Annotated in this window: 29 protein-coding genes; 23 read left to right on the top strand and 6 right to left on the bottom strand. The window is 55.4% G+C overall.

All coding sequences use genetic code 11. The annotated features are described in order from the left end of the window. Positions 1 to 39: 39 nt before the first annotated feature. Positions 40 to 1,044: a porphobilinogen synthase gene (gene hemB / locus AMM41_RS01720; protein ID WP_089952310.1), complete on the bottom strand. Its 1,005-nt coding sequence runs from the start codon at positions 1,042 to 1,044 to the stop codon at positions 40 to 42. 317 nt (positions 1,045 to 1,361) lie between these two features. Here hemB and AMM41_RS01715 point away from each other — a divergent pair, with 317 nt between their 5' ends. From AMM41_RS01715 to AMM41_RS01615, 21 genes are all read left to right on the top strand, one after another. Further along, a complete protein-coding gene (locus AMM41_RS01715; protein WP_089952309.1) occupies positions 1,362 to 1,790 on the top strand; it encodes a CopD family protein in 429 nt (142 codons plus the stop codon). Positions 1,791 to 1,814: 24 nt separating this feature from the next. After that, on the top strand, positions 1,815 to 2,915 hold the full coding sequence (locus AMM41_RS01710) for a VanZ family protein (protein WP_089952307.1): 1,101 nt from the start codon (positions 1,815 to 1,817) through the stop codon (positions 2,913 to 2,915). Between the two features lie 25 nt (positions 2,916 to 2,940). Continuing rightward, positions 2,941 to 3,288, top strand: coding sequence for a (2Fe-2S) ferredoxin domain-containing protein (locus AMM41_RS01705; protein ID WP_089952305.1), 348 nt, complete (start codon positions 2,941 to 2,943; stop codon positions 3,286 to 3,288). Then, positions 3,288 to 3,914 carry an alpha/beta hydrolase gene (locus AMM41_RS01700; RefSeq protein ID WP_089952303.1) on the top strand — a complete coding sequence of 209 codons (627 nt, stop codon included), beginning with the start codon at positions 3,288 to 3,290 and terminating at the stop codon, positions 3,912 to 3,914. Before AMM41_RS01705 ends, AMM41_RS01700 begins: the two co-directional genes overlap by 1 nt. 27 nt (positions 3,915 to 3,941) lie before the next feature. Further along, entirely contained in the window at positions 3,942 to 5,087 is a 1,146-nt protein-coding gene (locus AMM41_RS01695) for a D-alanyl-D-alanine carboxypeptidase family protein (protein WP_228769044.1), read from the top strand. A gap of 137 nt (positions 5,088 to 5,224) precedes the next feature. Further along, positions 5,225 to 5,602 (top strand): 30S ribosomal protein S12, encoded by a 378-nt coding sequence (gene rpsL, locus AMM41_RS01690; RefSeq protein ID WP_011466063.1) that lies wholly within the window; start codon positions 5,225 to 5,227, stop codon positions 5,600 to 5,602. Positions 5,603 to 5,766: 164 nt separating this feature from the next. After that, entirely contained in the window at positions 5,767 to 6,237 is a 471-nt protein-coding gene (gene rpsG / locus AMM41_RS01685) for a 30S ribosomal protein S7 (protein ID WP_062406807.1), read from the top strand. A gap of 99 nt (positions 6,238 to 6,336) precedes the next feature. After that, entirely contained in the window at positions 6,337 to 8,439 is a 2,103-nt protein-coding gene (gene fusA, locus AMM41_RS01680) for an elongation factor G (RefSeq protein ID WP_089952299.1), read from the top strand. Positions 8,440 to 8,644: 205 nt separating this feature from the next. Continuing rightward, on the top strand, positions 8,645 to 9,835 hold the full coding sequence (gene tuf, locus AMM41_RS01675) for an elongation factor Tu (protein ID WP_089951874.1): 1,191 nt from the start codon (positions 8,645 to 8,647) through the stop codon (positions 9,833 to 9,835). Between the two features lie 75 nt (positions 9,836 to 9,910). Then, the gene (rpsJ, locus tag AMM41_RS01670) at positions 9,911 to 10,225 is read left to right on the top strand and encodes a 30S ribosomal protein S10 (protein WP_019426908.1); all 315 of its coding nucleotides are present in this window, start codon (positions 9,911 to 9,913) and stop codon (positions 10,223 to 10,225) included. Positions 10,226 to 10,408: 183 nt separating this feature from the next. Continuing rightward, positions 10,409 to 11,074, top strand: a complete 666-nt coding sequence (rplC, locus tag AMM41_RS01665) for a 50S ribosomal protein L3 (protein WP_089952615.1) — start codon at positions 10,409 to 10,411, stop codon at positions 11,072 to 11,074. Continuing rightward, positions 11,074 to 11,694, top strand: a complete 621-nt coding sequence (rplD, locus tag AMM41_RS01660; RefSeq protein WP_019426906.1) for a 50S ribosomal protein L4 — start codon at positions 11,074 to 11,076, stop codon at positions 11,692 to 11,694. The genes rplC and rplD overlap by 1 nt, the downstream gene beginning before the upstream one ends. After that, the gene (rplW, locus tag AMM41_RS01655; RefSeq protein ID WP_089952296.1) at positions 11,691 to 12,005 is read left to right on the top strand and encodes a 50S ribosomal protein L23; all 315 of its coding nucleotides are present in this window, start codon (positions 11,691 to 11,693) and stop codon (positions 12,003 to 12,005) included. The genes rplD and rplW overlap by 4 nt, the downstream gene beginning before the upstream one ends. A gap of 2 nt (positions 12,006 to 12,007) precedes the next feature. After that, the gene (rplB, locus tag AMM41_RS01650; protein ID WP_089952294.1) at positions 12,008 to 12,832 is read left to right on the top strand and encodes a 50S ribosomal protein L2; all 825 of its coding nucleotides are present in this window, start codon (positions 12,008 to 12,010) and stop codon (positions 12,830 to 12,832) included. A 10-nt stretch (positions 12,833 to 12,842) separates the two neighbouring features. Next, complete coding sequence (gene rpsS / locus AMM41_RS01645) at positions 12,843 to 13,121, top strand: 30S ribosomal protein S19 (protein ID WP_047349368.1); 279 nt, start codon at positions 12,843 to 12,845, stop codon at positions 13,119 to 13,121. Between the two features lie 9 nt (positions 13,122 to 13,130). Next, positions 13,131 to 13,460: a 50S ribosomal protein L22 gene (gene rplV, locus AMM41_RS01640; protein WP_019426902.1), complete on the top strand. Its 330-nt coding sequence runs from the start codon at positions 13,131 to 13,133 to the stop codon at positions 13,458 to 13,460. Between the two features lie 14 nt (positions 13,461 to 13,474). Then, positions 13,475 to 14,353: a 30S ribosomal protein S3 gene (rpsC, locus tag AMM41_RS01635; protein WP_089952292.1), complete on the top strand. Its 879-nt coding sequence runs from the start codon at positions 13,475 to 13,477 to the stop codon at positions 14,351 to 14,353. Between the two features lie 11 nt (positions 14,354 to 14,364). Continuing rightward, positions 14,365 to 14,781 carry a 50S ribosomal protein L16 gene (gene rplP, locus AMM41_RS01630; RefSeq protein ID WP_019426900.1) on the top strand — a complete coding sequence of 139 codons (417 nt, stop codon included), beginning with the start codon at positions 14,365 to 14,367 and terminating at the stop codon, positions 14,779 to 14,781. Positions 14,782 to 14,798: 17 nt separating this feature from the next. After that, positions 14,799 to 14,993, top strand: coding sequence for a 50S ribosomal protein L29 (rpmC, locus tag AMM41_RS01625; protein ID WP_053172813.1), 195 nt, complete (start codon positions 14,799 to 14,801; stop codon positions 14,991 to 14,993). 9 nt (positions 14,994 to 15,002) lie between these two features. Next, positions 15,003 to 15,272, top strand: a complete 270-nt coding sequence (rpsQ, locus tag AMM41_RS01620; RefSeq protein ID WP_019426898.1) for a 30S ribosomal protein S17 — start codon at positions 15,003 to 15,005, stop codon at positions 15,270 to 15,272. A 103-nt stretch (positions 15,273 to 15,375) separates the two neighbouring features. Further along, a complete protein-coding gene (locus tag AMM41_RS01615) occupies positions 15,376 to 15,882 on the top strand; it encodes a peroxiredoxin (protein WP_089952613.1) in 507 nt (168 codons plus the stop codon). Between the two features lie 53 nt (positions 15,883 to 15,935). Here AMM41_RS01615 and AMM41_RS01610 read toward each other — a convergent pair whose 3' ends face one another. Both AMM41_RS01610 and AMM41_RS01605 read right to left on the bottom strand, forming a co-directional pair. Beyond that, positions 15,936 to 16,427: a GNAT family N-acetyltransferase gene (locus AMM41_RS01610; RefSeq protein ID WP_089952289.1), complete on the bottom strand. Its 492-nt coding sequence runs from the start codon at positions 16,425 to 16,427 to the stop codon at positions 15,936 to 15,938. A gap of 65 nt (positions 16,428 to 16,492) precedes the next feature. Continuing rightward, positions 16,493 to 17,239, bottom strand: coding sequence for a cytochrome b/b6 domain-containing protein (locus tag AMM41_RS01605; protein WP_228769043.1), 747 nt, complete (start codon positions 17,237 to 17,239; stop codon positions 16,493 to 16,495). 16 nt (positions 17,240 to 17,255) lie between these two features. On the opposite strand from AMM41_RS01605, the gene AMM41_RS01600 reads away from it, so the two are divergent. Beyond that, positions 17,256 to 17,708, top strand: a complete 453-nt coding sequence (locus AMM41_RS01600) for a c-type cytochrome (protein WP_089952285.1) — start codon at positions 17,256 to 17,258, stop codon at positions 17,706 to 17,708. A 40-nt stretch (positions 17,709 to 17,748) separates the two neighbouring features. Here the strand turns inward: AMM41_RS01600 and AMM41_RS01595 are convergent, their stop codons facing one another. Beyond that, positions 17,749 to 18,216 (bottom strand): TlpA disulfide reductase family protein, encoded by a 468-nt coding sequence (locus AMM41_RS01595; RefSeq protein WP_089952611.1) that lies wholly within the window; start codon positions 18,214 to 18,216, stop codon positions 17,749 to 17,751. A gap of 84 nt (positions 18,217 to 18,300) precedes the next feature. Here AMM41_RS01595 and AMM41_RS01590 point away from each other — a divergent pair, with 84 nt between their 5' ends. Continuing rightward, positions 18,301 to 18,963, top strand: a complete 663-nt coding sequence (locus tag AMM41_RS01590; protein WP_089952283.1) for a DUF4197 domain-containing protein — start codon at positions 18,301 to 18,303, stop codon at positions 18,961 to 18,963. A gap of 42 nt (positions 18,964 to 19,005) precedes the next feature. Here the strand turns inward: AMM41_RS01590 and AMM41_RS01585 are convergent, their stop codons facing one another. Continuing rightward, positions 19,006 to 19,734: an alpha/beta fold hydrolase gene (locus AMM41_RS01585; RefSeq protein ID WP_089952281.1), complete on the bottom strand. Its 729-nt coding sequence runs from the start codon at positions 19,732 to 19,734 to the stop codon at positions 19,006 to 19,008. Next, positions 19,734 to 20,978, bottom strand: coding sequence for a CaiB/BaiF CoA transferase family protein (locus AMM41_RS01580; RefSeq protein WP_089952279.1), 1,245 nt, complete (start codon positions 20,976 to 20,978; stop codon positions 19,734 to 19,736). The genes AMM41_RS01585 and AMM41_RS01580 overlap by 1 nt, the downstream gene beginning before the upstream one ends. Between the last annotated feature and the right edge of the window lie 22 nt (positions 20,979 to 21,000).

Raw genomic sequence — 21,000 nt, 5'->3', positions numbered from 1 at the left:
CCCGAGAACCGGGGGCGTCTGCAGGGCTGTGGGCGTCTTTCAATGGGCGGCGATCCAGCGTGCGGCGTCGCGGGCAAAGTAAGTCAGCACGCCATCGGCACCCGCCCGCTTGAAGGCCAGCAGGCTTTCCATCATGACCAAATCGTGGTCCAGCCAGCCGTTTTGCGCAGCGGCCTTCATCATTGCGTACTCGCCCGACACTTGGTAGGCGAAGGTGGGCACCTTGAACTCGTCTTTCACGCGGCGCACGATGTCCAGATAAGGCATGCCGGGCTTGACCATGACCATGTCGGCCCCTTCGGCCAGGTCCATGGCGACTTCGCGCAGGGCTTCGTCGGTGTTGCCGGGGTCCATTTGGTAGACCTTTTTGTTGCTCTTGCCCAGGTTGCTGGCCGAGCCGACCGCGTCGCGGAAGGGGCCATAAAAGGCGCTGGCGTATTTGGCGCTGTAGGCCATGATGCGCGTGTGGATCAGGCCACGCGCTTCGAGCGCCTGGCGGATCGCCCCGATGCGCCCGTCCATCATGTCGCTGGGCGCGACCATGTCCACGCCCGCTTCGGCTTGGGTCAGGGCTTGCTGCACCAGCACGGCCGTGGTTTCGTCGTTCAGGATGTAGCCGGTCTCGTCGAGCAGGCCGTCCTGGCCGTGACTGGTGAAGGGGTCGAGCGCCACATCGGTCATCACGCCCAATTCGGGAAAACGTTTTTTCAGCTCACGCACCACGCGCGGCACCAGGCCGTCGGGGTTCATGGCTTCGCTGCCCGTCGGGTCCTTCAAGCTGGCGTCGATCACTGGGAACAGCGCCATCACCGGGATGCCCAGCTTGACACAGTCTTCGGCCACCGGCAGCAGCAGGTCAAGCGACAAGCGCTCCACGCCGGGCATGGAGCCGACTTGCTGGCGCTGGTTTTGCCCGTCCAGCACAAAGACCGGGTAGATCAGGTCGTGCGCTGTGACCCGGTGCTCACGCACCAGGTTGCGGGTGAATTCGTCACGGCGCAAGCGGCGTGGGCGGCTGGAGGGGAAGGGGGCGACGGGGTTCATAAGGAAAATTGTGCCTGAAGTCGCACCAAACACCAAAAACACAAGCGGGTGCTCCGTCTCCCTTGAGATAGGTGACGCTCTGAATGATTGAGTGTGTCAAAAATGTCATGAACAACAAATTTTTTCTTGTTATTGGTTTTGATATTTGATAAATTCAATGTGGGCAGCATGCTGCCTCCCGCTTTTCCTCCCTGAGCGGGCGCCTTGATGTGTGACAGCAAAAAGGCTTCCCACCCTCGGCCATGGCCGGGGGTTTTTTTTGACCAAACCCGTCGGCATCTCCCCCGGACCCGTGAAGTGCTGACTACACTTGTCACATGCTCTGGATCAAAGCCTTACACATCGTCTTCATCGCCAGCTGGTTTGCGGGCTTGTTTTATTTGCCACGCATTTACGTCAATTTGGCCATGGTGGCGCCCGACTCGCTGGCGGAGCGAGCGCGTTTGCTTTTGATGGCCCAAAAGCTCTATCGCTTCATGACCATTTTGGCCATTCCTGCATTGGCGCTGGGTTTATGGTTGTGGCTGGTGGTTGGGATCGGGCGTGGTTCCGGGCAGGGCTGGATGCATGTAAAACTTGCGGTGGTGCTGCTTTTGATCGGTTACCACCACAGTTGTGGGGTGTTGCTGCGCAAATTCAAAAATGGTCAGACACCGCATGGCCACGTCTGGTTTCGCTGGTTCAATGAGGCCCCTGTTTTGATGATGTTGGTGGCCGTCATTTTGGTGGTGGTCAAGCCTTTTTAAGGGCTTGACCCAGCGCAATCCGCCATGCGCAAGACCGCCGCTTGGCCTTTGATGTGGATCTATGCGGTCCTGATTGTTTATGCCAGCCTTTACCCATTTGACAACTGGCGTTTTCAAGGCATCGCCCCTTGGCATTTTTTGACGGCACCTTGGCCTAAATATTGGACGGGCTTTGATGTGCTGTCGAACCTTCTGGGCTATGCGCCTTTGGGGTTTTTAATGGCCTTGGCCTTGCATCGGTCGCATCGGGGATGGCCAGCCGTTGTCTTGACCACGATCGCTGCAGGCGTGCTTTCCTTGTGCATGGAGTCTTTGCAAACCCTTTTGCCTGTGCGGGTACCCTCGAATGTCGATCTGAGTTTGAATGTGTTGGGGGCTTGGTTGGGCGCTTTGACATCGCGTGGACTGGCTTGGGTCGGCTTGATCGCGAGATGGCATCGTTTTCGGCATCGCTGGTTTGTGCCGGATGCCAGTGGTGCACTGGCTTTGTTGGCCTTGTGGCCCTTGGCCCTTTTGTTCCCAGCCCCCGTGCCTTTTGGTTTGGGGCAGGTCCTCGAAAGACTGGAGACGGCCTTGGTCGAGGTTTTGCAAGATACGCCTTGGTTGGAGTGGTGGCCTCTTCGAGAGGTGGAGTTGGAGCCTTTGCTTCCCATGACAGAGGTCTTGTGTGTGGCATTGGGTTTGTGTTTGCCTTGTTTGCTCATGTACGGCGTTGTGCGCCGTTGGCAGCAACGACTGGTCCTGGCGGTTTTATGCTTGCTGATGGGCTTGATGGCCAGCGCCCTTTCGGCTGCATTGACCTATGGTCCAGCACATGCTTGGGGTTGGGTCAGTCCCGAGGTGTTGATCGGTGTCTTGTTGGCTGTGCTTTTGGCCAGTGCTGTGTTGTGGAGTTCAGCGCGTTTTTGCTGGTCTGTGGCTTTGGCTGCCTTGTTGTTGCAGCTGAGTTTGCTCAACGATGCCTCGGCAGACGTTTACTTTGCGATGACCTTGCAGACTTGGGAGCAGGGGCGATTTATCCGTTTTCATGGACTGATTCAGTGGTTGGGTTGGTTGTGGCCTTATGCATTACTGGCCTATTTGGTCGAGGGCTTGACCCGTGAGCGCCCTTTGGGTCGCACGTGAAAGCGCTGGGGCCTAGAATCAAATCATGAGCAACGAAAACCAACCTCAGCCGTACTTCCAACGCCACATTTTCTTTTGCTTGAATGAGCGGAAAAACAATGAGGCATGTTGTGCGCAACAGAACGCCCAAGCGGCTTTTGATCACTGCAAGTCCCGTGTCAAATCCTTGGGGCTGGCGGGCCCCGGACAGGTCCGCGTCAACAAGGCGGGGTGCCTTGACCGCTGCGCAGCGGGTCCCGTAGCCGTGGTGTATCCAGAAGGCGTTTGGTACACCTATGTGGACAACGATGACATTGATGAAATCGTGGATTCCCACCTCAAAAATGGCCAAGTGGTCGAACGCTTGGTGTCCCCGGAACATTTGGGGCGTTGATGAATTCGGCAACTCAGAACCTCACCTTGGAGGGCGAGGTGGGTGTGATCGAGGCTTTGCTGGATGTGCCTGCGGGTCTGCAAGCGCGGGGAACGGCCGTGATTGCCCATCCCCATCCTTTGTTTGGCGGCACCATGCACAACAAGGTGGTGCAAACACTGGCCAGGGCATTTGTTCAGTGTGGTTGGCAAGCTGTTCGTTTCAATTTTCGCGGTGTGGGAGCCAGTGCGGGTCAATACGATGAGGGCCGAGGAGAAGCCTTGGACATGGTGCGCGTGATCGCCCAAACCGCGGCATCAGGGCCGCTGGCTTTGGCTGGTTTTTCTTTTGGGGCATTTGTCACCAGCCATGTGGTGAACATGCTGGGCACGGAGCGAGCGCCAGAAAAACTGGTGTTGGTGGGGACGGCCGCATCGCGTTTCGATGTGGCACCTGTCCCACAGGAACTTCACGCACGAACCTTGGTGCTTCACGGCGAGCAAGACGATACGGTTTCATTGCAAAGCGTCATGGATTGGGCCAGGCCTCAATCCTTGCCCATCACGGTGATTCCCGGTGTGTCGCATTTCTTTCACGGACAATTGCCGCTGCTCAAAACCTTGGTCGTCGGGCATGTGCAAGCCTGAGTAGTTAAAAGAGTTATGAAAAATTTGATGAAAATTTGTGTGGGCATTTGCTTGCTTGCCGCCGTATTGCATGTCAAAGCCCAAATGCCTCAACCCCCCGAAATGGCGGTCAAGGCTTACTTGTTGATGGATGTGACGGCCAACCAAGTGTTGGCCGCCAAAGACCCCGATATGAGTGTGGAGCCCGCATCATTGACCAAATTGATGACGGCTTACTTGGTGTTTGATGCCTTAAAAAGTAAAAAAATAAATCTCAAGCAGACCCTCCCGGTGTCAGAACGCGCTTGGAAAATGCCCGGATCTCGGATGTTCATTGATCCGAAAATGCAGGTTCCTGTCGAGGATTTGATCAAAGGCATGATCGTTCAGTCGGGCAACGATGCCACCGTGGCCTTGGCCGAAGGGGTCGCGGGTACGGTAGACCGCTTTGTGCAATTGATGAACGATCAAGCTGCGGTATTGGGCATGAAAAACACGGTGTATAAAAATCCTGAAGGCCTCACGGCTGCGGGGCACACCACCTCTGCGCGTGACTTGGCCACCTTGGCGACACGTTTGATGCGTGATTTTCCCGAATACATCACTTATTACGCTACCAAAAAATACCGATATGCGGGCACGCCTGCCGCCAATGACTCGAATCGAAACTTGCTTCTGTTTCGAGATCCGACGGTGGATGGGTTGAAAACCGGACACACACAAGCAGCAGGTTACTGTCTTGTGGCATCGGCAAAACGTGACTTTCCCAATGTGGGCTCTCGTCGTTTGATCAGCGTTGTTTTGGGTGCTGACAGTGAAAATGCCCGCGCCAACGAAAGCCAAAAATTGCTGAACTGGGGCTATGCAGCATTTGATGCCGTCAAGTTGTTTGATGCCAACCAAGCGGTGGTCACACCTGCGGTTTGGAAAGGTCAATCTCCGGTGCTCAAGCTGGGATCGGCCCAGCCCTTGGTGGTGGCGGTGCCAGCCGGGAGTGCCAGTCAACTCAAAACCCAAGTCGTGCGCCCAGACCCCTTGGTGGCACCTTTTACAAAAGGGCAAGTTGTGGGCAGTTTGAAAATTCTCCAATCTGACAGACCCTTGTTCGAAGTGCCTTTGGTTGCCCTGGAATCTGTTGAGCAATCAGGTGTTTTGGGCCGTGCATGGGATGCTCTTCGACTTTGGATCAAGTGAATTCGGAGTTTCGCAAGCCCAGCAGCTGTGGATAACTTGCCATCAGCCCGCCAGGGGGTTATACTGGCGGGCTTTTCCGCTTTTGGGGCGGGGAAGTTTCTTTTGTCTAAATTCAACGTTTAGGGACGTTACAAACAATGCCAACCATCAATCAATTGGTGCGTCAGGGGCGCGAGGTCGAAACGATCAAGTCCAAAAGCCCTGCGATGCAAAACTCTCCACAGCGTCGTGGTGTCTGCACCCGTGTGTACACCACAACGCCTAAAAAGCCTAACTCCGCTCTGCGTAAAGTTGCCAAAGTGCGCTTGACCAACGGTTTTGAGGTCATCTCCTACATCGGCGGTGAAGGCCACAACCTGCAAGAACACTCGGTGGTTCTGGTGCGCGGTGGTCGTGTCAAGGATTTGCCAGGTGTGCGTTACCACATCGTCCGCGGTTCTTTGGACTTGCAAGGCGTGAAAGACCGCAAGCAGTCTCGCTCCAAGTACGGCGCGAAGAAGCCAAAGGCCAAGTAAGCCCTTTCGGGTTGAAATTTTTCGGTGCTGTTTCCCGCGTGGCGCGGTGAATCAGCGAAGTGACCCGAAGCCCGGAATTGTCCTGGTGGGTCGAGTAAGTGAGTGTTTTGAATAACGCTCGCGGTGTCTGAAAAGACGCCAACTGAAGCAATATGAGGTGAAATATGCCACGTCGTCGCGAAGTCCCTAAACGTGAAATCCTGCCGGATCCCAAGTTCGGCAATGTCGAGTTGTCCAAGTTCATGAACGTGATCATGGAAGGCGGCAAAAAAGCGGTTGCTGAGCGCATCATTTATGGTGCCTTGGAAACCATGGAAAAGAAAACTGGCAAAGACCCTGTCGAGCTGTTCTCCATCGCCATCAACAACGTCAAGCCCATGGTGGAAGTCAAATCCCGCCGCGTGGGTGGTGCGAACTACCAGGTGCCTGTTGAAGTGCGCCCTGTTCGTCGCTTGGCCCTGTCGATGCGCTGGATCAAAGAAGCCGCACGCAAGCGCGGTGAGAAGTCGATGGCCCTGCGTTTGGCCAACGAATTGCTCGAGGCCAACGAAGGCCGTGGTGGTGCCATGAAAAAGCGTGACGAAGTTCACCGCATGGCCGAAGCCAACAAGGCGTTCTCGCACTTCCGCTTCTGATTCACAAGGGTTTCACAAAGAAGCCCGACACTGTCAGAAGCCAGCCCGCTGGCCCCAAAAGGGGTGGCGGGCTTTGGTACTTAATCATTGGAGAAATATATGGCTCGCATCACCCCCATCGAGCGTTATCGCAACATCGGTATTTCGGCGCACATTGACGCCGGCAAAACCACCACGACCGAACGTATTTTGTTTTACACCGGCGTGAACCACAAAATTGGTGAAGTGCACGACGGCGCTGCCACCATGGACTGGATGGAGCAAGAGCAAGAGCGTGGCATCACGATCACATCGGCTGCCACCACCTGCTTCTGGAAGGGCATGGACGGCTCTTTCGAAGACCACCGCATCAACATCATCGACACCCCCGGCCACGTTGACTTCACCATCGAAGTTGAGCGTTCCATGCGTGTTTTGGACGGTGCTTGCATGGTTTATTGCGCTGTGGGCGGCGTGCAGCCCCAGTCTGAAACCGTGTGGCGTCAGGCCAACAAATACAAGGTGCCACGTTTGGCCTTTGTGAACAAGATGGACCGTACTGGTGCCAACTTTTTCAAAGTTGTGGATCAAATGAAGTTGCGCCTGAAGGCCAACCCCGTGCCAATCGTCATTCCAATCGGCGCTGAAGAAAACTTCACCGGCGTGGTTGACCTGCGCAAGATGAAAGCCATCATTTGGGATGAAGCTTCCCAGGGCATGAAGTTCACCTTCGAAGAAATTCCTGCTGACTTGGTTGAAGTGGCCAAAGAGTGGCGCGAAAAGATGGTCGAAGCGGCTGCTGAAGCCTCTGAAGAGCTGATGAACAAGTACCTCGAAGAAGGCGACTTGAGCGAAGAAGAAATCACGCAAGGCTTGCGCGTTCGCACGATCAACAGCGAAATCCAGCCCATGCTGTGCGGCACAGCCTTCAAGAACAAAGGCGTTCAGCGCATGCTGGATGCCGTCTTGGAACTGATGCCTTCGCCTTTGGACGTGAAAGCCATCAAGGGTTTTGACGAAGACGAGCAAGAAATCATCCGCAAGGCCGACGACAACGAAAAGTTCTCGGCTTTGGCATTCAAGTTGATGACCGACCCCTTTGTGGGCCAGTTGACTTTTGTGCGTGTGTATTCTGGCGTGCTGAAAAAAGGCGACACCGTGTTCAACTCGGTGCGCGGCAAGAAAGAACGCATTGGCCGTATCGTTCAGATGCACGCCAACAACCGTGAAGAAGTCGACGAGATCCGTGCGGGCGACATCGCCGCTTGTGTGGGCTTGAAAGACGTGACCACAGGCGAAACCTTGTGCGATCCCAACGCCGTGATCACCTTGGAGCGCATGGTGTTCCCTGACTCCGTGATCCGCCAAGCTGTTGAGCCTAAGACCAAAGCCGACCAAGAAAAAATGGGCATCGCTTTGTCACGTTTGGCTGCTGAAGATCCATCTTTCCGCGTGCAAACCGACGAAGAGTCTGGCCAGACCATCATTGGTGGTCAGGGCGAATTGCACCTGGAAATCATCGTGGACCGCATGAAGCGTGAATTCGGTGTGGAAGCCAACGTGGGCAAGCCTCAAGTGGCGTACCGCGAAACCATCCGCAAGACCGTCGAAGAAGCCGAAGGCAAGTTCGTGCGTCAGTCCGGTGGTAAGGGTCAATACGGCCACGTGGTTCTGAAGGTCGAGCCTCAGGAACCAGGCAAGGGCTTTGAATTCGTGGACGCCATCAAGGGCGGTGTGGTTCCGCGCGAATACATCCCTGCGGTCGAAAAAGGCGTGATCGAAGCTTTGGGTCAAGGCGTGTTGGCCGGCTACCCCGTGGTGGACGTCAAAGTCACTCTGCACTTCGGTTCGTACCACGATGTGGACTCGAACGAAATGGCCTTCAAGATGGCCGCCATCTTTGGTTTCAAAGAAGGTTGCCGCAAAGCCCAGCCCGTGATTCTGGAGCCCATGATGGCTGTGGAAGTCGAGACACCTGAAGACTACGCCGGTAACGTGATGGGCGACTTGTCCTCACGCCGTGGCATGGTCCAAGGTATGGACGACATGGTCGGTGGTGGCAAAGCCATCAAGGCCGAAGTGCCTTTGTCCGAAATGTTCGGTTACTCGACCACACTGCGCTCGATGTCGCAAGGTCGTGCCACCTACACCATGGAATTCAAGCACTACTCTGAAGCGCCTCGCAACGTGGCTGAAGCCATTGTGGCTTCAAGAGCAAAGTAATCACAAGTGTGCCGGACCCAATTCGCCTGCGAATTTGCTCGGGCACCTCTGACTAAAGCCAAGCGAAAAGCAAGCCAAAGTCAGAGCTGAAATTTCAGAAACTGTCTGCGATCAAGTGCCATTCTGTGCCCGTGCGGAGTGATCAAGCAACCTGATGCAAACATTAAACCAACACACGGGCATTGCTCTTTTTAAGGATTGAAAAATGGCTAAAGAAAAATTCGAACGGACCAAACCCCACGTCAACGTGGGCACCATCGGTCACGTTGACCACGGCAAAACCACCCTGACTGCCGCCATCACCACCGTGTTGGCTGCCAAGTTCGGCGGTGCCGCCAAAGCGTACGACCAAATCGACGCGGCTCCCGAAGAGAAGGCTCGTGGTATCACGATCAACACCGCTCACGTTGAGTACGAAACAGAAAACCGTCACTACGCCCACGTGGACTGCCCTGGCCACGCTGACTATGTGAAGAACATGATCACCGGTGCTGCCCAGATGGACGGCGCTATTTTGGTTTGCTCCGCTGCTGACGGCCCTATGCCCCAGACCCGCGAGCACATCCTGTTGGCCCGTCAGGTGGGCGTGCCTTACATCATCGTGTTCCTGAACAAGTGCGACATGGTCGACGACGCTGAGTTGTTGGAACTGGTCGAGATGGAAGTTCGCGAGTTGTTGTCCAAGTACGACTTCCCAGGCGACGACACCCCCATCGTCCAAGGTTCCGCCAAGCTGGCTCTGGAAGGCGACAAGGGTCCTCTGGGCGAGCAAGCCATCATGAAGTTGGCTGACGCTTTGGACACTTACATCCCTACGCCTGACCGTGCAGTGGACGGTGCATTCTTGATGCCCGTGGAAGACGTGTTCTCCATCTCTGGCCGCGGCACTGTGGTGACTGGCCGTATCGAGCGCGGTATCGTCAAAGTCGGCGAAGAAATCGAAATCGTCGGTATCAAAGACACTGTCAAGACCACTTGCACAGGCGTTGAGATGTTCCGCAAGTTGCTCGACCAAGGTCAAGCCGGTGACAACGTCGGTATCTTGTTGCGCGGCACCAAGCGCGAAGACGTCGAGCGCGGCCAAGTGCTGTGCAAGCCAGGCTCGATCAAGCCCCACACCCACTTCACGGGCGAGATCTATGTCTTGTCCAAAGACGAAGGTGGCCGTCACACGCCGTTCTTCAACAACTACCGTCCTCAGTTCTACTTCCGTACGACGGACGTGACCGGCGCGATCGAATTGCCAGAAGGCAAAGAGATGGTGATGCCGGGTGACAACGTGTCGATCACTGTGAAATTGATCAACCCCATTGCGATGGAAGAAGGCTTGCGCTTCGCCATCCGCGAAGGCGGCCGCACCGTTGGCGCTGGCGTTGTTGCCAAGATCATCGCTTAATTCTTTTGTGGATCAGTGGCGCAAAGGCCAGGCCTTTGCGCTGCAGCAAGCAAACACTCACCACAAGGAATTGACATGTCATCCAAGCAAAAAATCCGCATCCGCCTGAAGGCGTTTGACTACAAACTGATCGACCAGTCCGCTGCCGAGATCGTTGACACCGCCAAGCGCACTGGCGCGATTGTCAAGGGCCCCGTGCCTTTGCCAACACGCATGAAGCGTTTTGACATCTTGCGTTCGCCGCACGTCAACAAGACCAGCCGTGACCAGTTGGAAATCCGTACGCACCAGCGTTTGATGGACATCGTGGACCCCACAGACAAAACTGTGGACGCCCTGATGAAACTCGATCTGCCCGCAGGCGTGGACGTCGAAATCAAGCTGCAGTAATGCGGTTTGGGGTGGTTGAAAAGCCATCCAAAAACTTGAAATCAGGCCCGATTTGCCAGAAATGGTGAGTCGGGCTATAATTTCAGGCTCACCTCTTTTTGGGGTGAGATTTATTAACAGTCTTTCACATACCAAACGGGGCTGCCAATTGAAGTGGCTTCGGTGGAAGTTTTGGAGAAAACAATGAGTCTGAGCAACTCCCTCGGGTTGCTGGGTCGCAAGGTGGGCATGATGCGTCTGTTCACTGATGATGGGGATTCTGTTCCTGTCACAGTGCTGGATGTGTCTAACAACCGCGTATCCCAGGTCAAAACCCAAGAGAACGATGGCTATGTCGCTTTGCAAGTGACATTTGGTGCCCGCAAGGCATCGCGCGTGACCAAGCCTATCGCTGGTCACTTGGCCAAAGCCGGTGTTGAAGCCGGTGAAATCATTCAAGAATTCCGCGTGACCGCCGACACGGCTGCCCAGTACGCCGCTGGCGCCACTGTGCCCGTGGCTGCTGTGTTTGCTGTGGGCCAGAAAGTGGACGTGCAAGGCACCTCCATTGGTAAAGGCTTCACCGGCACGATCAAGCGTCACAATTTCAAATCGCAGCGCGCATCGCACGGTAACAGCCGTTCGCACAACGTGCCCGGTTCGATTTCGATGGCTCAAGATCCAGGCCGCGTGTTCCCAGGCAAAAAAATGTCGGGTCACCTCGGTGATGTGACTTGCACCACTCAGAACCTGGCCGTCATCCGTGTTGACGAAGTCCGTGGCCTGTTGATGGTCAAGGGTGCCATTCCTGGTTCCAAGGGCGGTTTCGTGACCGTGCGTCCCGCCATCAAAGCTAAAGGAGCGAACTGATGCAGCTCGAACTCCTGAACGACCAAGGTCAAGCCGCCTCCAAAGTGGACGCGCCTGAAACCGTGTTCGGTCGTGAATACAACGAAGCCCTGATCCACCAAATCGTGGTGGCTTATCAGGCCAATGCCCGTCAAGGCACCCGCGCTCAAAAGGACCGTGAACAAGTTCACCACTCCACTAAAAAGCCTTTCAAACAAAAAGGCACTGGTCGCGCTCGTGCTGGTATGACTTCCTCGCCTTTGTGGCGTGGCGGTGGTCGGATTTTCCCGAACATGCCCGACGAAAACTTCACCCAGAAGATCAACAAGAAGATGTACCGTGCTGGTATGGCTTCGATCTTCTCGCAGTTGGCCCGCGAAGGCCGTTTGGCTGTGGTGGATTCGTTCAAGGTTGAGACCCCAAAAACAAAGCAGCTGGCTGCCAAGTTCAAGGCCATGAGTCTCGACAATGTGCTGGTGATCGCTGACGAAGTCGACGAAAACCTGTACTTGGCATCGCGCAACCTGATCAACATCCTGATTGTTGAGCCACGTTACGCCGATCCCGTGTCTTTGGTGAACTTCAAGAAAGTCCTCGTGACCAAAGGTGCCATGGACAAACTCAAGGAGATGTTTGCATGAGCGCCGTGAAGTTTGACGAAGGTCGTCTGATGTCCGTGCTGGTGGCTCCCATCGTGTCCGAAAAGGCCACCATGGTTGCAGAAAAATCCAACACTGTGACGTTCAAAGTGCTGCAGGATGCTACCAAGCCTGAAATCAAAGCCGCTGTGCAATTGATGTTCAAGGTCGAGGTCAAAGGCGTGTCTGTGGTGAATACCAAGGGCAAGACCAAGCGTTTTGGCAAAACCATCGGCCGTCGCGACAACGTTCGCAAGGCTTATGTCACGCTGCAACCAGGTCAAGAGCTGAACCTGTCCGGGGAGGCTGCGTAATCATGGCTGTCATCAAGATCAAACCGACATCCCCAGGCCGTCGTGGCGTGGTGAAGGTCACCCGTGACCACCTGCACAAAGGTGAAGGCTACGCTCCGTTGCTGGAACCCCAGCACCAGAAGTCGGGCCGTAACAACAACGGTCACATCACAACTCGCCACAAAGGCGGTGGTCACAAGCACCACTACCGCGTGGTCGATTTCAAGCGCAACAAAGATGCGATCCCGGCGAAAGTCGAGCGCATTGAGTACGATCCAAACCGTACCGCGCACATTGCTTTGCTGTGCTACGCCGATGGCGAGCGCCGTTACATCATTGCTCCCCGTGGCATTGAAACCGGTGCAACCCTGATGTCGGGTGCTGAAGCCCCCATCCGCGCAGGCAACACTTTGCCGATCCGCAACATCCCCGTGGGTTCGACCATCCACTGCATCGAGCTCAAGCCCGGTGCTGGAGCTCAAATCGCCCGCTCGGCAGGTGCTTCGGCAACTTTGCTGGCTCGTGAAGGCATCTACGCTCAAGTGCGTATGCGCTCCGGTGAAGTTCGCAAGATCCACATCGAGTGCCGTGCAACCATTGGTGAAGTCGCCAACGAAGAGCACAGCTTGCGCCAGTTGGGCAAGGCCGGTGTCAAGCGTTGGATGGGTATCCGTCCAACGGTTCGCGGCGTGGCCATGAACCCTGTGGATCACCCACACGGTGGTGGCGAAGGCCGTACCGGCGAAGGCCGTCATGCAGTAGACCCGTGGGGCAACCTCACCAAGGGCTACCGTACCCGTAACAACAAGCGCACACAGGTCATGATCGTGTCGCGTCGCAAGAAGTAAGGGTTAGACAATGACACGCTCTCTCAAAAAGGGTCCATTCGTTGACCACCATTTGTTGGCCAAGGTTGAAAAAGCCATTGCCACCAAAGACAAAAAGCCCGTCAAGACATGGTCGCGTCGCTCCATGGTTTTGCCCGATTTCATCGGTCTGACCATCGCCGTTCACAACGGCAAGCAACACGTTCCTGTTTATGTGACCGACCAAATGGTTGGCCACAAATTGGGCGAATTCGCACTGACCCGGACATTCAAGGGTCACCCTGCGGACAAAAAAGTCCAGAAGAAATAAGGAAAGACCATGGAAACACGTGCAGTCCTCCGGGGCGTCCGTTTGTCGGTCGATAAAGGCCGCTTGGTCGCCGATTTGATTCGCGGTAAAAAAGTGGATCAAGCTCTGAACATCCTGACATTCACGCAGAAAAAAGCTGCGGGCATCGTCAAGAAGGTTCTCGAGTCCGCCATCGCCAACGCTGAACACAACGATGGTGCTGATATCGACGAGTTGAAGGTGAAAACCATTTACGTCGAACAAGGCACCACGCTCAAGCGTTTCACCGCCCGCGCCAAAGGCCGTGGCAACCGTATCAGCAAACCCACATGCCATGTGTATGTGACGGTCGGCAACTAAGCCAGGGAAGAAACATGGGACAAAAAATCCATCCTACCGGCTTCCGTTTGGCCGTGAGCCGCAACTGGGCTAGCCGCTGGTACGCGAGCAACAAAGACTTCGCTGGCATGCTGGCCGAAGACATCAAGGTGCGTGAGTACCTCAAGGCCAAGCTCAAGAACGCCGCGGTTTCCCGCGTGCTGATCGAGCGCCCAGCCAAGAGCGCCCGCATCACCATCTTCTCAGCTCGTCCAGGTGTGGTGATCGGCAAGAAAGGCGAAGACATCGAGTTGCTCAAGAAAGAACTCGCTGCTCGCTTGGGCGTGCCTGTTGCGGTCAACATCGAAGAAGTGCGCAAGCCCGAAATTGATGCTCAACTGATTGCTGACAGCATCACCCAGCAGCTCGAAAAGCGGATCATGTTCCGCCGCGCCATGAAGCGTGCCATGCAAAACGCCATGCGTCTGGGTGCCCAAGGCATCAAGATCATGTCGGCTGGCCGTTTGAACGGTATCGAAATTGCGCGTACCGAGTGGTATCGCGAAGGTCGTGTGCCATTGCACACCCTGCGCGCTGACATCGACTACGCCACTTCCGAAGCCAAGACCACCTACGGCATCATTGGTGTCAAGGTCTGGGTCTACAAAGGCGACACACTGGGCCGCAACGATGCTCCAGCACTGGCCGAGCCACGTGCTGAAGAAGAGCGCCGCCCACGTGGTCCACGCCGTGATGCACGTCCAGGTGAGCGCCCCGCAGGCGATCGCCGTGGTGGCCCACGTCGTCCCGCAGGCACCAACACAGCCCCCACTGACGGTAGCGACAAGCCCGCCGGTGCAGGTGGTGATGCCAAACCCGCCGTTAAGCGCGTACGCACAGTCGCCGCGCCAGCTGCAGCAGCTGACGGTCAATAAGGAGTAACAACATGCTGCAACCTGCTCGCAGAAAGTTCCGCAAGGAACAGAAGGGCCGCAACACCGGCGTCGCTACCCGTGGCAACACGGTGGCGTTCGGTGACTTCGGCCTGAAGTCCACAGATCGCGGCCGTTTGACGGCCCGCCAGATCGAAGCCGCACGTCGTGCGATTTCCCGTCACGTCAAGCGTGGCGGCCGCATCTGGATTCGTGTGTTCCCTGACAAGCCGATTTCCACCAAGCCTGCTGAAGTGCGTATGGGTAACGGTAAAGGTAACCCCGAGTACTACGTGGCCGAGATCCAACCCGGTAAGGTGCTCTACGAAATCGTGGGCGTGCCTGAAGAGTTGGCCCGTGAAGCCTTCAAATTGGCCGCTGCCAAGCTGCCCTTGCGCACCACGTTCGTGGCTCGCATGATTGGCCAATAATTCAGGAGAAATAAGAAATGAACGCTGCTGAATTGCGCCAAAAAGACGTTGCTGGTGTGAAAGACGAAATCAAAGCGCTGCAAAAAGCCCACTTTGGCCTTCGTATGCAAAAAGCCACACAACAACTCGGCAACACCGGTACGCTGAGCCAGACTCGCCGTGCCATCGCCCGTGCCAAAACCATCCTTGCCCAAAAGCAAGCCGCCAAGTAAGGAGTGACCATGACGGAAGCTAAAACATCCCTCAAGCGCACCTTGATTGGCAAGGTGGTCAGCGACAAGCGCGCCAAAACCGTGACCGTGCTGGTCGAGCGTCGTGTGAAACACGCGCTCTACGGCAAGATCGTGGCCAAGTCGAGCAAGTACCACGCGCACGACGAAACAGGTGAATTCCACCTGGGCGACACCATCGAAATCACGGAAAGCCGTCCGATTTCGAAGACCAAAAACTGGGTTGCTACGCGCCTGGTTCAGAAAGCTGCTGCCGTTTAAGCCCATACGGCCAACTGCTGCAAACTTTTTGAAAACGACCCACAATGGTGGGTCGTTTTTTTTTACCCCGGCAATATCGCCAAAACACAACAAGGAGCACAACATGATCAAAGTCGGAGACACATTGCCAGCAGCCACGCTGATGGAATACGTTGAAGTAGAAGGCAACGGTTGCAGCATCGGCCCCAATCCGGTCGATGTCGCGAAGGCCACTGCGGGCAAAACCATTGCCTTGTTTGCCCTGCCAGGAGCGTTCACACCCACATGCTCGGCCAAGCATGTACCTGGTTATGTTGAAAACCACGATGCTTTGAAGGCTGCTGGTGTTGACGAAATCTGGTGCGTGAGCGTGAACGACGCGTTTGTGATGGGTGCCTGGGCCCGTGAACAGAAAACCGGCGCCAAAGTGCGCATGCTAGGTGACGGTAGCGGTGACTTCAGCAAAGCCACAGGCTTGACGCTGGACCTGACAGCGCGAGGCATGGGTCTGCGCAGCAACCGATACTCGATGTTGGTCAAAGATGGCAAAGTCGCCACTTTGAACGTAGAAGGTCCGGGAAAATTCGAAATCAGCGATGCCGCAACTTTGCTGGCTCAAGCCCAAGCTTGAGTTTTTCGAAACGCAAAAAAAGGGACCTCATGGGTCCCTTTTTTGATGCAAATTCAATCGATGTCGACTTTCAGGTAGTGCGCTCCCGCATGCGGGTTGTGGTAATAAGGCGGAATTTCTTCGAAGCCTAGATCTTCGTACAGAGCACGAGCAGACTCCATGTCGTCCAGGGTGTCCAGCAATACACAACTGTAAGCCGCGCTGCGTGCAGCATCCAGGATACCTTCGGCCAATTGTCGACCCAGTCTCAATCCGCGAAATGCGGGACGGACATAAAGTCGTTTCATCTCTGCAGCGTTGGTGTAATCGGATGAATCAAGAGGTCTGAGGGCGCAACAGCCTGCAACCGAGTCATTGACCCAAGCCAACAAAAGTGCACCACGAGGCTCTGCGTAGTCGCCAGGCAGACCGCTCAGTTCTTCTTCAAACCCCTGGAAACACAGGTCAACTTTCAGGCTGTTGGCGTACTCCCGAAAGATCTCGCGTGTAAGAGACAGGTCAGATTCGCAAGAGGGTGGGCGCAGGTGAACGTTGGGATTGGCCAAGGCGGTAGATAAAAAAAGTAAAAAATTCAGTTTACAGTCTGAAAGAGTGGATGCCAATCAGAAAATCAGGAAGCCAAAGAAACAAGGGCAAAGACAAGGACAACCGCCACGCCAAACAAAGCAAGGGCGATCAAACGGGTGCGCACTGTGTCCAGGGAATCAGGAACCGAGACTTGCAGCTTTTTGTCCCCGTGCCACATGGCTGGCACAAGTGACTGTTTTTTTCGCCACCAATACCAAAACACAGCAAAAAGGTGTGTCGACACGAGCAGGATCAAAAAAAGCTTGCCCCATTGCTTGTGCCACTGCGTTGCCAACGAAACCACAGCGCTTGAAGCGAGCGAAGACAGTGGACCGCTGTTGGCAATCTCGTCATCACTGAAAAGTCCCGTGGCCACTTGAAAACCCAGAAAAAACAGCATCAACAAAATGGACCATGAACCCAAAGGGTTATGGCCGACAAGGTGCAGTGAAGGCGATCGTCCTTGCACATAAGCCAAGACATTGGAGGGGTGTAAAGGCAGTTGTGACCAGCGGGACCAATGCCCACCCAAGAAACCCCATACCAAGCGAAAAATAAGCAAACTCAAGACCGCATAACCAAAACGAAAATGCCAGACCATGGCGTTTCCACCGAGATTGCCGGTGATGACCAAGCCGATCACGCAGGCCGTAAGAAGCCAATGAAAGAGGCGGGTGGGAAGATCCCAAATGCGAACTTTGAACATAGGCACTTTCATCCATGCAAAAAATAAGGAAATATGAGAAACTGAAATTGCTAATAAGCATAAATCCTTTAGCACCTGAATCACATGATTGGAGTTATAAATGAAACGAACATTTGCCCTGATGGGTACATTGCTGGCCTTGACTTTGGCCATACCAGCGCAGGCGCAATTTGCAAAGCCTGAAGATGCCATCAAATACCGAAAGGCCAGCTACTCGGTCATGGCCGCACATTTTGGACGTCTGGGTGCCATGGCCAACGGTCGTGCACCTTATGACGCCAAACTCGCCGCAGAGAATGCCGAATTGGTGGCCGTCATGTCCAAATTGCCGTGGGCAGCCTATGGTGAAGGAACAGACAAGGGAGATACACGCGCCAAGCCCGAAATCTGGAAAGAGTCGGCCAAATTCAAGGAGGCTTCAGACAAGATGCAAGCCGAAATTGTGAAATTGAACGTGGCCGCCAAAGCGGGAAACCTGGATGCTCTGAAAGTTGCATTTGGACCTGCTGCGGCATCGTGCAAAGCCTGCCACGACAATTTCCGCAAAGATTAAGCGCACAAACATGAGCTGCCCGTCGCTCTGATTCCTGCTGTCAGGTTTCGGCGAGCAGCTTTTCAATCAATTGGTGCAGTTCAACAAAGTTGGGTGTGCCCACAAAGCGTTTGATAATTTCACCGCGCTTGTTAACCAAAAAAGTCGTCGGCGTGAGTTTGACGTCTCCCCAATCACGCGCCAATGATCCTGTATTGTCAATGGCCACCTTGAAGGGCAGTTGGCGTGTTTGGGCAAAGTTGACCACATAGCTGGGTGGGTCATAGCTCATGGCCACAGCCAGCGTTTCGTAGCCGCGGCCTTTGAACTTGTTGTAGGTGGCAATCAGTTCAGGCATTTCGGCGACACAGCTCGTGCAGCTGGTGGCCCAAAAATTAACCAAAGATACTTTTCCTTGCAATTGCGCAGACGTGAGGGTCGAACCATCCAGCAAAACAAAGGAAGATGCGGGCGCACGCTCAGCCGAGCAGCCGGATAGGACTGCAGATATGCCAAGAGCGCAAGCCATCAACCAAACACGTCGGCCCAAAGGCTGTAAATTCAAGGGAGTTTTCAAGTGCATCTTCATCGTAGAAAGTTTAATACGTTTGCCATGTCCGCAGGCATGGTGGTGATTGGACCTGCACAGGCCTTCAGTCTGGCTGATTTGAGCCAAGGCGATGCATCGCAAGGGTTGAAGTTAGCGTTGGAGAAAGGGGCTGCGGCAGCGATTGGCCTGCTGGGCGTTCAAGATGGTTTCATGGGCAATGACAAAGTCCGTATCGGTTTGCCTGAGTTCATGCAAAAGGGAACCAGGATGCTCAAAACCATGGGCATGAGCAAGCAGCTGGACGCCCTGAACTTGCAGATGAACCGCGCTGCAGAAGCTGCCGTGCCTTTGTCGCAAAAATTACTGACCCAGTCGATTCAGAGCATGTCAGTGCAAGATGCCAAGTCCATTCTTCAAGGTGGTGACACCTCGGTGACCCGATTTTTTATCGACAAAACACGGATGCCGTTGACCGAGGAATTCATGCCACAGGTCAAACAGGTGTTGGGTCAACTCGGTGTGGTCGAGCAGTTCAATGCGCTGGCAGGCAAACTGTCGGGCTTGGGTTTGTTGTCCAAAGACAATGCACAGCTGGAAAACCATGTGACGGCCAAAACACTGGATGGGCTGTATTTCATGATTGGCGAAGAAGAAAAGAAGATTCGCCAAAACCCGGCGCAAGCAGGTAGCGCCATGCTCAGCAAGGTGTTTGGCGCCTTGCGATGAGTCATGAACCTCACCGGCAGTCGGCGCACCCATAGCAGACCGTCAAGTCAAGGCCAACAAGAGCTTCAACAGGCCATCGGGGTCGTTGACCATGGGGTCATGGCCTGTTTTCATCTCGATCACCTGCGAGCCAGGCAACCACGCACCTTCCCAAAATTTGGGGTCACGCATGCGCAGTCGGCTGATGTCGATGGTGCCCAGCGGTGGTTCGGTGCAGTTGATGAAAGTGCGGGGAACACGCGCCACTTGCAGAGGATCAAAGTCCAGCACTTGGGTGTAAGGACCGCCCGGGTGGGGTGTTTGACGGCGTTGGACCCAAGCGTGGTCAACGTCGCTCAAACCAAACACCGATGGGTCCGGGGCTGGAAAGGCGTTCAAGGGATCAGCATGGGCTGCGGCGATGCGTGCGTTGCGGGTGGCACTCGCATGGGTGCTGCTCCAGCTTTCGCCGGGCTTGGGCAATACGGCGTCCAGGTAGACCAGATGTTGAAGCCGCTGCGGCCTGCGGGCGGCCACGGCGGTGCCCAGCATGCCGGCGTAGGAGTGCACCACCAGCACCACATCGTCCATTTCTTCGGCATCCATAGCGGCCATCACGTCCTGAATGTGGGTTTCCAGATCGATGTCGGGGCGCAGCAAGTGGGCACGTTCGCCCACGCCAGTCAACGTGACGGCGTGAGCCCGGTGACCTGCTTGGATGAGGCCTGGCAAAACACGTTGCCAGCACCAGGCGCCATGCCAGGCCCCGTGAACCAGTAAAAAATTGGCCATCAGATGACCCCTTTGCCGCGCAGAGGATCCAGTTGCGCAGCGGTCCAACCCAGTACTTCGGACAGGATTTCTGCAGTGTGCTGCCCCAGCATGGGGGGCGGAAAATCTTCACGAACGGGGGTGCGGCTCAATTTGATGGGGCTGGCCACCAACTGCAGGTCGGCTTTGATCGGGTGCTGCCATTGGCGAACCATGCCCCGAGCTTGAACTTGCGGGTCCACAAAAACTTCGCTCAAGGTGTTGATGGCACCACACGGCACCTTGGCTGCTTCCAATGTGGGTAACCACTCTGCTTTGGTGCGGGTTTTCAAAATGGTCTCCAACAGGGGGACCAACTCTGCGCGATGACGAACCCGATCGGCGTTCAAGGCATAACGGGGGTCTTGAGCCAACTCGGGGCAGCCGGCCACGGCGCAAAATTTGACAAATTGCCCATCATTACCGACCGCCAGAATCAGGTGATCACGGGTGCCATCGGGGGCATCTTCAGGAGCCTTCACTTCAAATACCTGGTAGGGCACGATGTTCTGGTGCGCATTGCCCGCACGGCCAGGGACCTTGCCGCTGACGAGGTAGTTGGAGCCTAAGTTGGCCAGCATGGCAACCTGGGTGTCCAGCAGGGCCATGTCGACATACTGACCCTGGCCGGTGCGATCGGCATGCCGCAGTGCGGCCAAAATGCCCACGGTGGCGTACATGCCGGTGAACAGATCGGTCACGGCCACGCCCACTTTCTGAGGCCCACCACCCAAATCGTCGCGCTCGCCCGTCACACTCATCAGGCCGCCCATGCCTTGCACGGCATAGTCGTAGCCGGCACGTTCACGGTAGGGGCCGGTTTGGCCAAAACCAGTCACGCTGCAATACACCAATTTGGGGTTGAGCGCGCTCAGGCTGGCGTAGTCCAGGCCGTAGCGGGCCATGTCACCGACTTTGAAATTTTCAACGAACACATCGCAGTGTTGGACCAGGTCCCGGATCAGGGCCTGACCTTCGGGTTGGGCGATATCGCAAGTGAGTGAGCGTTTGTTGCGGTTCGCACCCAGGTAATAAGCCGCCTCTGCCGTGTCTTGGCCTTGTGCGTCTTTTAAAAAAGGAGGTCCCCAGGTTCGGGTGTCATCGCCTGTGCCTGGGCGTTCAATTTTGATCACATCTGCACCCAGGTCGGCCAGGGTTTGGGTGCACCAAGGGCCCGCAAGAACGCGGGAGAGGTCAAGAACGCGGATGCCATCGAGTGAATTCATGGTTGCATTGTCGCCAAAACCA

The organism is Limnohabitans sp. 2KL-3 (genome assembly GCF_001269405.1).
Classification (GTDB): Bacteria; Pseudomonadota; Gammaproteobacteria; order Burkholderiales; family Burkholderiaceae_C; genus Limnohabitans_A.
This window is presented reverse-complemented; position numbering and strand designations above follow the sequence as displayed.

Excerpts from the sequence above, each read along its gene's own strand:
- hemB (WP_089952310.1), bottom strand. The coding sequence starts at position 1,044 with ATGAACCCCGTCGCCCCCTTCCCCTCCAGCCGCCCACGCCGCTTGCGC.
- AMM41_RS01715 (WP_089952309.1), top strand. The coding sequence starts at position 1,362 with ATGCTCTGGATCAAAGCCTTACACATCGTCTTCATCGCCAGCTGGTTT.
- AMM41_RS01710 (WP_089952307.1), top strand. The coding sequence starts at position 1,815 with ATGCGCAAGACCGCCGCTTGGCCTTTGATGTGGATCTATGCGGTCCTG.
- AMM41_RS01705 (WP_089952305.1), top strand. The coding sequence starts at position 2,941 with ATGAGCAACGAAAACCAACCTCAGCCGTACTTCCAACGCCACATTTTC.
- AMM41_RS01700 (WP_089952303.1), top strand. The coding sequence starts at position 3,288 with ATGAATTCGGCAACTCAGAACCTCACCTTGGAGGGCGAGGTGGGTGTG.
- AMM41_RS01695 (WP_228769044.1), top strand. The coding sequence starts at position 3,942 with ATGAAAATTTGTGTGGGCATTTGCTTGCTTGCCGCCGTATTGCATGTC.
- rpsL (WP_011466063.1), top strand. The coding sequence starts at position 5,225 with ATGCCAACCATCAATCAATTGGTGCGTCAGGGGCGCGAGGTCGAAACG.
- rpsG (WP_062406807.1), top strand. The coding sequence starts at position 5,767 with ATGCCACGTCGTCGCGAAGTCCCTAAACGTGAAATCCTGCCGGATCCC.
- fusA (WP_089952299.1), top strand. The coding sequence starts at position 6,337 with ATGGCTCGCATCACCCCCATCGAGCGTTATCGCAACATCGGTATTTCG.
- tuf (WP_089951874.1), top strand. The coding sequence starts at position 8,645 with ATGGCTAAAGAAAAATTCGAACGGACCAAACCCCACGTCAACGTGGGC.
- rpsJ (WP_019426908.1), top strand. The coding sequence starts at position 9,911 with ATGTCATCCAAGCAAAAAATCCGCATCCGCCTGAAGGCGTTTGACTAC.
- rplC (WP_089952615.1), top strand. The coding sequence starts at position 10,409 with ATGAGTCTGAGCAACTCCCTCGGGTTGCTGGGTCGCAAGGTGGGCATG.
- rplD (WP_019426906.1), top strand. The coding sequence starts at position 11,074 with ATGCAGCTCGAACTCCTGAACGACCAAGGTCAAGCCGCCTCCAAAGTG.
- rplW (WP_089952296.1), top strand. The coding sequence starts at position 11,691 with ATGAGCGCCGTGAAGTTTGACGAAGGTCGTCTGATGTCCGTGCTGGTG.
- rplB (WP_089952294.1), top strand. The coding sequence starts at position 12,008 with ATGGCTGTCATCAAGATCAAACCGACATCCCCAGGCCGTCGTGGCGTG.
- rpsS (WP_047349368.1), top strand. The coding sequence starts at position 12,843 with ATGACACGCTCTCTCAAAAAGGGTCCATTCGTTGACCACCATTTGTTG.
- rplV (WP_019426902.1), top strand. The coding sequence starts at position 13,131 with ATGGAAACACGTGCAGTCCTCCGGGGCGTCCGTTTGTCGGTCGATAAA.
- rpsC (WP_089952292.1), top strand. The coding sequence starts at position 13,475 with ATGGGACAAAAAATCCATCCTACCGGCTTCCGTTTGGCCGTGAGCCGC.
- rplP (WP_019426900.1), top strand. The coding sequence starts at position 14,365 with ATGCTGCAACCTGCTCGCAGAAAGTTCCGCAAGGAACAGAAGGGCCGC.
- rpmC (WP_053172813.1), top strand. The coding sequence starts at position 14,799 with ATGAACGCTGCTGAATTGCGCCAAAAAGACGTTGCTGGTGTGAAAGAC.
- rpsQ (WP_019426898.1), top strand. The coding sequence starts at position 15,003 with ATGACGGAAGCTAAAACATCCCTCAAGCGCACCTTGATTGGCAAGGTG.
- AMM41_RS01615 (WP_089952613.1), top strand. The coding sequence starts at position 15,376 with ATGATCAAAGTCGGAGACACATTGCCAGCAGCCACGCTGATGGAATAC.
- AMM41_RS01600 (WP_089952285.1), top strand. The coding sequence starts at position 17,256 with ATGAAACGAACATTTGCCCTGATGGGTACATTGCTGGCCTTGACTTTG.
- AMM41_RS01595 (WP_089952611.1), bottom strand. The coding sequence starts at position 18,216 with ATGGCTTGCGCTCTTGGCATATCTGCAGTCCTATCCGGCTGCTCGGCT.
- AMM41_RS01590 (WP_089952283.1), top strand. The coding sequence starts at position 18,301 with ATGTCCGCAGGCATGGTGGTGATTGGACCTGCACAGGCCTTCAGTCTG.
- AMM41_RS01585 (WP_089952281.1), bottom strand. The coding sequence starts at position 19,734 with ATGGCCAATTTTTTACTGGTTCACGGGGCCTGGCATGGCGCCTGGTGC.
- AMM41_RS01580 (WP_089952279.1), bottom strand. The coding sequence starts at position 20,978 with ATGAATTCACTCGATGGCATCCGCGTTCTTGACCTCTCCCGCGTTCTT.